Source organism: Candidatus Cloacimonas sp., assembly GCA_039680785.1.
Lineage (GTDB): Bacteria > Cloacimonadota > Cloacimonadia > Cloacimonadales > Cloacimonadaceae > Cloacimonas.
Genome location: JBDKSF010000036.1, coordinates 1 through 12,091, shown reverse-complemented (window position 1 = coordinate 12,091; position 12,091 = coordinate 1). Strand labels below are relative to the sequence as shown.

The window sequence follows — 12,091 nt, the reverse complement described above, 5'->3', positions numbered from 1 at the left end:
ATTTTTATTTGGCTGTTTGTCAAGCAAAAATGCCCATCGAGGCATTAAATTTCTGCTTTATATAAGAAACCCAATCCTATCAGGGAAAAGAAAAGGTTAGGAAACCAGGCAGCCCAAATAGGGCTTATTACACTGTTGTAGCCCAAACTTTGGCAGATTCTCACTACAATTAAATAAGTAAAACAGACCACCAAACCAAGCATTATGATCAGTCCTCTGCCTTTAGAACGTATATTGGAAGTGGCAATTGGGATGAAAAAAAAGATCACGATCAGATTAGTGAGGGGGAAGGAAATTTTCATATATAAATCTACGATCTCGCGAGCTGGATTATCACCCAGCTTTTTCATTCTATTTATGTATTCTTTGAGCTGCCAAAAATTAAGAGATAGCGTCTTTTGAGTAATTCGCACAAAATCCTGCGGTTGAACATCCAAAACTACCAAATCGGTTTCTGGATAGTGAGCCATAAAGACCTGCCGTCCATTCGCAAAGCGTCTTATATCACAGTCCTTTAACATCCATCTATTGCCATTCCAATCAGCAGAAGCGGCTGTTATGTGTTCACTTATTTGATGGGTCTTAAAATCAATGCGGGTGAGGTCTATAATTTTCAGGTTATTCTTATAGCCATCAAAAAAACCGAAGTAGTAAAAATCGTTGGCTTTTCCTTTATAATGAATTCTGGCTTTCAACATTTGATCATCAGGTTGCTGGCCCTTGATTTGCACATTATAAACATAATTTTTGGTGGTTTCTGCCCAAGGGACTACATATTCTCCAAATAAAGCCACGATTACACTGATTATCAGTCCGATACCGAAGAGAGGCAGCATAGCTCTTTTAATGCTAATTCCAGCAGCTCGAATAGCTATACTTTCATTATGTTTGGAGAGTGCACTCATCATAAACAGACCAGCCAAAAGAACTGTGACGGGAGATGTTAAGACAAGCAAATAAGGTAACCGCATTAAATAGTATATAGTTGCCTGTTGGACATTTGCACCGTTACGAATTAAACGAGGTAGATTATCTATCACATCTATTACAATAAATATGGCTACGAAAGATAAGAAGATTATTAAATAGGTACGCAGAAACTCACGGGTTATATATTTATCTATGATTTTCATTTTAATGCACTATCTCATCTGGGACGGGAGATTTTCTACTGCGAAAGTGTTTAATTTTCCACATTAAAGTTGGCATATCAATAATTCTTTTCTCTTTGATGGAGCCGTTAATTAACAGAATTGCCAAAAGTAAAAATACTATATTGGCTAACCACATAGAAATGAAAGGAGGAATATTTCCTTTATCGGCAAGTTGTTCACCTGCATTTAGAGCGATATAATAGACCAGAAAAATTACGGAAGAAACCGAAAAAGACATACCTATCCCACTGGTGCGTGTCATTAGCCCAAGTGGAATGCCAATTAAAATAAAGATTACGATAGCAAAAGAAAGAGAGAACTTTTTATGATATTCCACCTGTAAAGAGCTGATCAATTCTTTTAATTCTTCAGCTCGATCCTTAGCCATTTTTTGCATTGCTTGCAAGCGTCGCAATTGCATATTGCGATTAAAACTGGGAGAGCTTTTTTGCATTAGTTCGATGCGCTGATTCAAGGTTTCTATTTCCTGTTGTCTTTCCTTCAGTTCTTTTTTGTGCCCGGCAATAGCGGCTACTATTTGATTGTAGGTCATTTCTCTATCGCTTCTATAGCCCGTCTCAAACATATCAACATTACTGCCTAAGTTGCGGACATTTATTACATAGCGAGTGAAGGTCGTTTTTTGATATTTTCCGGTTTCTTTTTCATTGCGTTCATGCATTTCACCGTTATTTAATATGATTTGCAAAGCATTTCCATTGTCTTTTTGAATGACATTTCCGGTTTTGGCAAAAATAGTTCGAGGATAATGTGTTTTACTTCTATCATAGATTAATACATCCGTTAGTAAAGAATCAGTTGCCTCATTCGTATAGATAGTATAATCCATAAAGTTGGTAAATTCTCTTTCTTTGATAATGGTCATTGGTTTATAGTAAGCAATTTTCAGCATTAGGTTCTTTAATTTATGATTAGTATCGGGCAAAAACCAGTGATTGAAATAAACCATTAGTCCAGATAGCAATATGGCAACTATTACAAGAGGCCCAATAAGTGAATAGACATTAATTCCGCTTGATTTTATGGCTGTAATTTCCCTATCAACGCTCATTCTTCCAAAAGCAAGAATTGTAGCAACTAAAACTGCCATGGGTATAGATAGGGCAAGCATATAGGGCAGCGACAAACCAAAAAGCTCAAAGATCGTTTGCCAAGGGAGTTTTTTTTCTATGATCAGGTTCAATAAATCAATAATCCTATCGCTTAGCAGCACAAAAGTTACTACCATCAAAGCGATTAAAAAAGGAGCAATATGCTCTTTCAGGATATATCGTTTGAGAATCTTCATTTCAGCATATCCATTAGTTCCGCTTCACTGATAATTTGCACAGTTCCCATTTGGCGCGCTTTGTCCAGTTTGGAACCGGGATTTTCACCTACTACAAGGTAATTTAATTGTTTACTTACTCCGCTTAAGATTTTGCCTCCGTGTTCCATTATGATAGTTTCCATTTCTTTTCGTCCATAGGAAGGCAGAGTTCCAGTTATTAAAAAGGTCTTGTTGGCTAAGATATCCGAGCTTTGCTCACTTTTATATGAAAATTGCAAGCCAACTTCTTTCAAGGCATCTATCATTTCCAGGTTTTTGGGTTGAGCGAAGAAACTAATTATTGACTGGGCTATGATAGAACCAATGTCGGGGACAGTTAACAGGTCTTCTTCCGTTGCTTTTATTAAAGCATCAATGTTGTTAAAATGTTGAGCTATTGTTCTGGCTGTAATTGAGCCAATATGTCGTATTCCCAATGCGAAAAGCACTCTATCAAAATTCTTGTTTTTGGATGCTTCAATGGCTTTCTGTAAGTTGTCAGCGGACTTTTTGCCCATTCTATCCATATCTGCAATTTTAGCATAATCAAGATGATAGATATCGGGAATGCTTTTTATTTGATCCGTTTCGATCAAACGAGCAATTAAAGAACTGCCTAAACCATAAATATCCATTGCTTCGCGAGAAACAAAATGTTCCAGTTTACGCTGAATTTGAGCCGAGCAATTAGCATTGGGACAATAATTTATACTGCCTTCTTCATCGCGTTCAAGAGGAGTATTACAAACTGGACAGTTAACTGGAAATTCAACTGGTTTAGCATCAATAGGGCGTTTACTTAAGTTTACGGACAGAATTTTAGGGATTATTTCTCCGCTTTTAACTACCAGAACAGTATCTCCATAATGCAAATTTAGCCGTTTGATTTCATCTGCATTATGCAAAGTAGAATGCGAAACAGTGCTACCAGAAATATAAACTGGTTTTAAATTTGCCACAGGAGTTACTGCACCGGTTCTACCAACCTGAAAACTAACCGATTCCAAGATGGTCTCTTTTTCTTCGGGTTTAAATTTATAGGCAACAGCCCATTTAGGACTTTTAGCTGTCCAACCCAAGCGTTTTTGATCTTCCAGATTATTTACTTTAATTACAATGCCATCTATATCATAAGGCAGGGTATAGCGTTCTTGTTCCGTTTGCAGACAGAACTTTTCCACTTCTTGATAATTTTTGCAGAGTAATCTTTTTCCAGTAGGAAACCCTATACTCGCTAAAAAATCTAACAGCTGATACTGAGTTTCAATTATGGTGTTTTTATATTGTAAAGGTATTTTGTAATAGCCCAAAGCATAAAATAATGCTTTTAGATGTCTGGATTTCACTTCTTGTGCATTTTTTAACTTTATGGAGCCGGCGGCAGCGTTACGAGGATTAGCAAAGGTTTTTTGTTCATTTTCTCTCCGGATTTCATTCAGAGCCAGAAAATCTTGCACCGGCATATATATTTCTCCCCTGATTTCGATGGGCTCTTTATAATCAATGCTAAAAGGAACATCAGGTAGCAAGCGAAAATTTTCCGTAACATCTTCACCTTCCAAACCATTTCCTCGGGTAGTGGCATAAATCAAGCTGCCGTTTTCATAATAAAGATTGATGCTAAATCCGTCTATCTTCAATTCAGCACAATATTCGCTATTATAGTTCAGCTCATTATTTGTCCTATTCATAAAAGCCAATACCTCTTCCAGAGAATAGGCATTTTCCAAACTTGCCATCCGAACTTTATGAGGTATGGTTTTAGCTCCGGGCGTTAAATCACTACCAACTTTTTGAATGGGAGATTCTTCCATCGAAGTTCCCGCATTTTGTGCTTCCAATTCCTGCAGCTGTTTAACCAGCATATCATATTCATAATCGCTGATTTCCGGTTTGGCAAATTGATAATAAAGCTGATTATGATGTTCTATTTCAGCTCTAAGCTTAGCAATTTTCGCTTTTAATTCCGCATTATTCATAAGCGATAAAACTCCGGTCGTCTATCTTCAAAGGCATCATTGAGTTCAGTTATGGTTTTGTCGTTTGCTTCATCTGGTTTTATTTCTGCCGTTGATATATTTTCTTCGTTAACTGACAGTGCAGAAAGAACTTCACCTTTGGTATTGAGAATTTGGCTTCTACCTGTAAAGCTAACTGTAACTCCTGCATTAGATTCTGTCCCAATTCTATTAGCCGTTATGGCAAATACACGATTTTCCAGACAGCGAATTTTCATCGCTTCCTGACACCAGGGCAAAACTAAATTGGCAGGATGGCAAATAATTTGTGCTCCAGAGAGAGCAAGAGTCCTTGCCGCTTCAGGAAACTGCCAGTCAAAACAAATCATCATCCCTATTTTTATCCCATTTGTGTTCGTAAACACTTGAAAACCTGTATCGCCAGGACTAAAAAATAATTTTTCGCGGTTGAATAGATGCGTCTTACGATAATTATAATATCTACCATCAGGCATAATTAACATACAGGAATTAAAGAGTTTATCACCACAAACTTCAGGATATCCATAAACTATATCACAGTTATTTGTTACTGCAATGTTAGTTAGCAAATCAAATGCTTCTCCTTTACCTGCTTCTTCAGCAACAGATAAAACCTCGGATTTAGAGGCAAAAACATAACCGCTTAAGCATAGTTCCGGCAGAACTATTAAATCAGTTTTTAGCTTTATAAGTAATTCAGATATGCGTTTAAGATTATATTCCTTATTTAGCAAGCGGGGAGCAAATTGTAAAGCCGAGACCTTCATTATTCTTTATTATCCTTTATGGGAGAGGAAGATAAGGAATTATTAATTTCTGATTTGCACGCTGCCTCGGAGACATTTTCATTTGTAACTCCGCTTCCAGAATTTGCCCAATCGGGATTTTGGTACTTATCATTTTTATCCTTCAGCAAGGGCTGCATTGTTCTCTCCAAAACACCTTGCAATAAAGAAATGGTCATTCCGTAATTGGTGATGGGAACTCCGCGTCTATGACATTCCATAATGCGTCTGTTCATTTCCATAGAAGTAATCATACATCCACCACAATGGACGCAAACCGCATACTCTTCCAGATTTTCTGGAAAATCGTGTCCCGCATAGACCTCAAAAATCAGATCCTTATGGCTGAAATTCTTCATCCAGTAAGGGATTTTAACTCTACCTATATCATCTTTTTGAATGTGATGAGAGCAGGCCTCAGCAATCAAAATTTTATCGCCATCTTTTAAGGTTTTCAGGCGGTTAACGCCTTCCCAAAGGATATCCAGTTCACCTTTGTAGCGTGCAAAAAGAATGGAGAAAGTGGTTAAAGGAATTTCCTTAGGCACTGTTTTTGCCACAAATTCAATTGCCTGAGAATCGGTTATTACCAATGCCGGTGGTTCATTTCCATTATCTAAAGCAGATTTTAATTCGGATGGCTGTAAAACAGTCACGCTACAATTTCGGTCCAGCAAATCGCGCAAGGTCTCAACCTGAGGTAAAATTAACCTACCTTTGGGAGCGGAAGAATCAATAGGAGTAACTAAGATAACATTTTCACCCGGTTTTACCAGGTCGCCAGCAATAATTCTATTCACTTTTAAAATTTCGGGTGCCAGTTGGATAATTTTGTCTTTGCATTCGTTTATGCCCTCTTTAGTAACGGAAGAAACGCTTAAATAAGGCAAAGCATTTTGTTTGCAGAAGGCAATGTTTTCCGGGCTGGCTGGGTTTTGGTCACTTTTATTAAATACAACCAGAATAGGCAATTCCATTCGCATAATTTTAGCTATTATATCCAATTCGGCTTTAGTAAAGGGTTTCCCGTCGGAAACGAAAATTGCTATGTCGGCACGGTAGAGTATTTTTTGAGTCGCCTGCACTCTTTTTAAGCCCAATTCACCGCTATCATCAACTCCGGCAGTATCATAAAAAGTTACGGGACCCAAAGGCAGAAGTTCATAATGTTTATCAACTGGGTCTGTAGTTGTGCCGGCAATATCGGAAACAATAGCTATTTCCTGACCGACTATGGCGTTTATCAAACTGCTTTTGCCGGCATTGCGTTTTCCGATTATGGCTATAATTAAGCGTTCACCTCGGGGTGCAGAGCTCATATATTCTCCTTTTCCAATTTTAGCTTATTCCTTATATAAAGAAGTTCAGTATTAGTCAAGTTCTTTTTACGGTTAGTTGATATTTTTATTCGTTCAGCAAGCATCTGTAAAACTTTACTTTCTGGCTCACTTCACTGAGGCAGAGCATTGGTAATATTCAGCTTGCTCGCTAAAGTAATAATCCAGTAACATATCTCTTACAATGCAGTAACGAAGTTAGAGAAGTGTTACGGAAGCGTTACGGCGTTATAAGACAATTTACTAAATAGCAAGAAATTAGCTTACAATAGAAGGATGAATTTTGTCCAATTAAAAAAATGCCTTTTAGGGAGCAGTAAATATGTCTGATGCGGACGCAAAAAACACAGCTTTTTGGGGCTTTCCAGATAGATAATTACTGCTGTAACTAATGAAAACTATCAAGCCAATGCACGGGATAAAAGGATTTCAGAGAAATATTTAAAAAAAAGCGGAAGGCAATAACCTTCCGCTTAAATATGGGTTGAACATTCTTATTTATTCAAATTTTAGAATTACTACCGAGGGCTGTTTATTAGTATCCAGCACATAAAGCCGAATGGTCTTGCGGTTTTCTTTATCCATATTGGTTTTGGCTATTTCCAGCTCAGTATTGAATTCTTTGGGGCTATTAATTTCTTTGCCTTCAATTTTAATGATGACATAGCCGACTTTTAATCCGGACTTGGCGGCGGGAGAATTTGGTTCCACTTTAGTAACTACCACACCCTTATCGCTGGTGACATTTAAACGCTTGGCTGCTTGGCTATCAATTGATTCTACGCTGATACCTGTGGCCGGTCCTCCTTTTGCATTATCGTTGGCTGCGACAATATCTTCGGGATATGCTTCTAAAACGACGCGCACAGATATTTCTTTTCTATCACGCACAATTTTGAGAGGAAGTTCTTGTCCTACTTTGGCAGTAGCGATGGCAATGCGGAATTTAGGCACACTGGTTACTTTTTCACCGTTAATTTCAGTAATGATATCTTCTTCGTGAATGCCGGCTTTATCGGCGGGAGAATCCTTTTCCACTTTGGTAACAAGGACTCCGGCAACTTCTTTCAAACCGTAAGCTTCCATAATATCCGGGGTTATTTCCTGGGGTAAAATGCCGATGTAGGCACGGGTAACTTTTCCACTGGCAACAAGATCTTGCACAACTCGCTTAGCAAGATTGATGGGAATGGCAAAACCGATGCCGACATTGCCTCCATTAGTGCTTGCCAAAGCTGAATTGATACCTATGACCTCGCCTTTGATATTTAAAAGAGGTCCGCCACTGTTACCACTATTGATGGCTGCATCGGTTTGGATGAAATCCTGATATATGGGAGAATTTTCACCCAAATTTAAATTGGCTCTGCTCGTGGCTGATATAACACCCAAAGTAACTGTTCGATCCAGTCCTTCGCTGAAAGGATTACCTATGGCGATTGCCCATTCTCCGATTTGGAGTTTATCGGAATCTCCTAAAGGTGCAACGGTCACTTTTTCGCCTTCTTTAACTACAACTTTGATAACGGCTACATCTGTGCTGGGGTCTAAACCAACTACAGAACCCGTGTAAACAACTTTATCTGCCATAGTTACAGTGATTGTTCCTTCCCGACCTTTTTCCACAACATGGTTATTGGTAAGAATAAATGCTTCACGAGTGGAGGCATTATATTCATAAATAAAACCGCTACCTAAAGAGACGATGGGGCGAGTTTGTTCTTGAGGAAACTGGAAAAATTGACGGAACCAGGGATCGTCAGAGAAGGGATTCATATAATTTTGAACGGTCACTTTTGCCTCAACTCTGATTTGAACAACCGCCTCGCGCACATTTTTTACTACTTCCACTACAGGATTGGGACTATTGAGGTCGATCATATTATCTTTCGCTGTGGCGCAACTCATAACAGATAATGTCATCAGCACCAGGAATAATTGTTTCCACATTTTCATAATTTAATCTCCTTGTTTTTTAAGTATAGAATTTTCCTGTATGTTATACTTGGGAAAGAAAAAAAACCTGCGGGAAAACCCGAAAAAAATTATTTTATAAACATAATAATCGAATGAGGCCTTGCAGTCAAGTAGAAAATTATCAAATTTAACTAAAACAATGCCTCTATGGAAAAATGAGTAAGTAACTTCATATATACCAAATGGTTATTGAGTTCAGGAAAATAGCAGCTACATTATTTTGCTATATTGGAATTAGGTGACTATCCCAATCTAATATTTGTCTAAAAAGAAGAAAGGATCAGGCATAGGGATTTTTAAATTCACTTTTGCCACAGAGTAAAACACTTGCTTGCGGCGCAGCATTTTTTACTTGTTTTGTCATTAGTTGGGATATTTCTCTTATTTCCCACTGAGCATTTTCGTCACTGCGCAGACGCGTAAAATGATAAATTTCGCGCAGATTCATCTTAACCAAAATAGTAACAAGCGAAGCATTAGTTCTAAAATAAGGAGTTAAATAAGCAAATTTAGGAGGGAGGGAACTTCCTAAACGGCTTAGTTCATTATTTAAATCGCTCCATATTTTTTCTCGCTTAATTGCTTTAATGGCAGGTGGAATTTTGGCTACAAATGAACTGCTGCCTTTGCGTAAAATAGTGCAATAACGATGACGCTTGAATTGAGCCCAGCAGCTTTCGCTCATTGTTAATTCAAAAACGAAATCAACAATTTCAAAGGCGCGAGGAACTTTATGCCAGGGCTTAAGATTACGAAAAACCTGGTTCCAGAGCTGCTGTTTAATTACGCGGGGTAAATGGGAAACGGTCTCGAGGGTTTCATTCCAATCAAGTTCTCCCTGCTGATAGATTATGGCAGCTAAAACTTTGTCATCGGCATTATCCGGAACACTTATTACTTTCAGTTTATTAGCCATATCCAGTTCTTTAACCCAGGGAAGTTCCTGTTGCAAAAAACCGCTAAAACCTACTTTTTCCAGATCAATCTTTCCGTCGTATTGAGAATCTTCCGTGTAGCGAATTAAAGATGGAGCTATGGCTGAAACATTTTGGAGAAGAAGTTCTTTTAGTTCGTCCGCTTCTTGGAAAGGATGTTTAGCTAAACGCCTCAGTAAATTTTCCAAACTGCGGGCATTGATGGTCATACCCATTTGAGTTTTGGTAGAAAGAGGCAAAATATAACGCGCATCCTCTTTGGCAAGACATTCTCTTTCCTTTGTTTTTAATTTGGGTTTTTGGGTCTTATACAATTCGTTCAAAGCATTAAAACAGAGCTCATATTCCTGAAAAAGAGAATCCATCATTTGCTTATAGGGCTTTTTCAACTTTGGTCTATTGGCAAATTCCGCAGGAACTACATAATCCTTGTTAAAAGTTACATATCTTTGAGATTTTTCTGTAAAAGAGGCAATTCTGCTGCGCTGAACCAATTCCGTAAGCACTCTGGAAATTCCTACAATGTCAATATTAAAAACAGCATGTTCAGCTACGGAACTGTGTCCCATTTCAAAAATAATATCAGTATTGGTTTTGCGGGCTTTTTCCAGTTCTGTAAGCGCTTCTTTGCGAAGCTCTTCAATGCTTTTATTGCTGCGACTTATTCTGGCGTAAGAGGCAGAAATTAGTTCTGGTGTGGCTATGGAACTGTTCAGTTTGTCCACAAGCTCTTTATCGATATTGAATCCGGCAATATTAACTTTCATAGTGATAACCTTTATTTTAAGATGGCTGTAACATTGGAAGCACCAATTCTATTGGCTCCTGCATTTAGCATTGCCAATGCTTGTTCTTTTGTTTTAATGCCCCCCGCTGCTTTCACACCGATTTTTGGGCCAACCACTTTTCTCATTAAAGCGATATTTTCTACTGTTGCCCCAGCGGTTCCAAAACCAGTAGAGGTCTTGATAAAATCAGCGCCTGCTTTTTTAGCCAGCAGGGAACTGATGATTATTTGTTCTTCCGTTAAATAGCAGGTTTCCAGAATAACTTTTAACAGTGCTTTATGCTCTTTACATAATATCACTACATTTTGGATGGTCTGCAAGTCAGTATCATAATCTCCACTTAGTAAAGCACTTAAATTTTGAACCAGATCAACTTCTTTTGCTCCCTCTTTTAAAACGGACTCTGCTTCATAAGCCACTGCATTGATATTAGAGGCACCCAAAGGAAAATTAATGACCGTGCAGGAAATGACCGGTTTTTCCAGTAGTGTGTTTGCCAGTGGGATAAAAAAGGAATTAACGCATACGGATGCGGTTTTATATTGGTTTGCCGTATTGCAAAGTTCTTCAATGTTCTTTTTGCTGGCGTCGGCTTTTAGTAAGGTGGCATCTATATAGGAAGCCAAATTAAGAGATGGATCATAAACTCTGTCAGGATATTTTAAATGGCATTTAAAACAATTCAAACATATTTTATGTCCTCCTCCGCATTGGGCGGGATGATTGTCTCCCAAAAGGTCTATGGCAATTTTTGAAATGTCTTTCATAGCTAATCTCCTTGATTACTATTGGCAAGCTGTCCGCATGCGCCTAAAATATCTGAACCTCTGCTTTTGCGTAATGTTATTGCCTGGGGAAGGATTTGAGCTCTCTGCATAAAGTCCGTTATCTCAGCTTCGGTGGGAGCTCTAAATTTTGATTTTCCGTCTACATTGAAAGGAATGAAATTTATTTTACAGGAAATGTCTCCGATATATTTACGCAAAGCAGCCAAGTCCTCATTGCCCATATTGTAACCAGCAAAAAGAATATATTCTATGGTAACTCGGTAGGTACTGTTTCTTTGATAATAAAGCAATGCCTGTTTCAATTCCAGCAGGTTATATTGTTTGCATATTGGCATTAGTTCTTTTCTTTTGGATTCTATGGCAGAATTTAAAGAAAGCGCCAGTTTTACTTTGATGCCGCTATTGGCAAGAGAGATAATGCCAGGAACTACTCCACAAGTGGAAATTGTTATATGCCGGGGACTAATGGATAGGCCTTCATTACTTTGTAGCATTTTTAGGGCATCTAATACATTTTCCAAGTTATCCATTGGTTCACCCATCCCCATAAAAACCAGATTGGTAAGATGAGACGATCCGTTATTTTTTAAATAACTTGCTGCATTTATAACCTGACCAACAATTTCATAACTTTGTAAATTGCGGATAAAACCCATTTTACCGGTAGAACAAAACTGACAATTATGTGCGCATCCAACTTGAGTGGAAATGCAGAGGGTATTTTTCTTAGCTGCCGGAATTAGAACACTTTCAATTAATTCACCATCTTCCAAGCGTAAACGATATTTTATTGATCTATCTTTGGAAACTACCATCGCATCAACTTCAGGTAAGAAAAAAGAATAGTTATCTTTCAGCAAAAGTTTTATCTGCTGAGGCAGATTGGTCATAGCATCTGGATCATTTATTAGTGATTTGTATAGCCAAGATAGTATCTGTTTTGTTCTATAAACAGGTATATCCGGTTGTAAAGAGATAATGTTTTCTGCCAAATCTG

Annotated in this window: 9 protein-coding genes; all 9 read right to left on the bottom strand. The window is 38.0% G+C overall.

The annotated features are described in order from the left end of the window. Positions 1-44 precede the first annotated feature (44 nt). Positions 45-1,133 (bottom strand): LPS export ABC transporter permease LptG, encoded by a 1,089-nt coding sequence (lptG, locus tag ABFC98_02080; protein MEN6444816.1) that lies wholly within the window; start codon positions 1,131-1,133, stop codon positions 45-47. A gap of 1 nt (position 1,134) precedes the next feature. Then, the gene (locus ABFC98_02075; GenBank protein ID MEN6444815.1) at positions 1,135-2,463 is read right to left on the bottom strand and encodes an LptF/LptG family permease; all 1,329 of its coding nucleotides are present in this window, start codon (positions 2,461-2,463) and stop codon (positions 1,135-1,137) included. Beyond that, positions 2,460-4,463: an NAD-dependent DNA ligase LigA gene (gene ligA / locus ABFC98_02070; GenBank protein ID MEN6444814.1), complete on the bottom strand. Its 2,004-nt coding sequence runs from the start codon at positions 4,461-4,463 to the stop codon at positions 2,460-2,462. Before ligA ends, ABFC98_02075 begins: the two co-directional genes overlap by 4 nt. Further along, entirely contained in the window at positions 4,460-5,251 is a 792-nt protein-coding gene (locus ABFC98_02065; protein MEN6444813.1) for a nitrilase-related carbon-nitrogen hydrolase, read from the bottom strand. The genes ligA and ABFC98_02065 overlap by 4 nt, the downstream gene beginning before the upstream one ends. Then, complete coding sequence (gene hydF, locus ABFC98_02060) at positions 5,251-6,588, bottom strand: [FeFe] hydrogenase H-cluster maturation GTPase HydF (GenBank protein ID MEN6444812.1); 1,338 nt, start codon at positions 6,586-6,588, stop codon at positions 5,251-5,253. The genes ABFC98_02065 and hydF overlap by 1 nt, the downstream gene beginning before the upstream one ends. Positions 6,589-7,104: 516 nt before the next feature. Then, entirely contained in the window at positions 7,105-8,562 is a 1,458-nt protein-coding gene (locus ABFC98_02055; protein ID MEN6444811.1) for a Do family serine endopeptidase, read from the bottom strand. A 301-nt stretch (positions 8,563-8,863) separates the two neighbouring features. Beyond that, positions 8,864-10,285, bottom strand: a complete 1,422-nt coding sequence (thyX, locus tag ABFC98_02050; GenBank protein ID MEN6444810.1) for an FAD-dependent thymidylate synthase — start codon at positions 10,283-10,285, stop codon at positions 8,864-8,866. Positions 10,286-10,296: 11 nt separating this feature from the next. Further along, positions 10,297-11,073, bottom strand: a complete 777-nt coding sequence (gene deoC / locus ABFC98_02045) for a deoxyribose-phosphate aldolase (GenBank protein MEN6444809.1) — start codon at positions 11,071-11,073, stop codon at positions 10,297-10,299. A 2-nt stretch (positions 11,074-11,075) separates the two neighbouring features. Then, on the bottom strand, positions 11,076-12,091 hold a 1,016-nt coding region (gene rlmN, locus ABFC98_02040), incomplete at its 5' end, for a 23S rRNA (adenine(2503)-C(2))-methyltransferase RlmN (GenBank protein ID MEN6444808.1).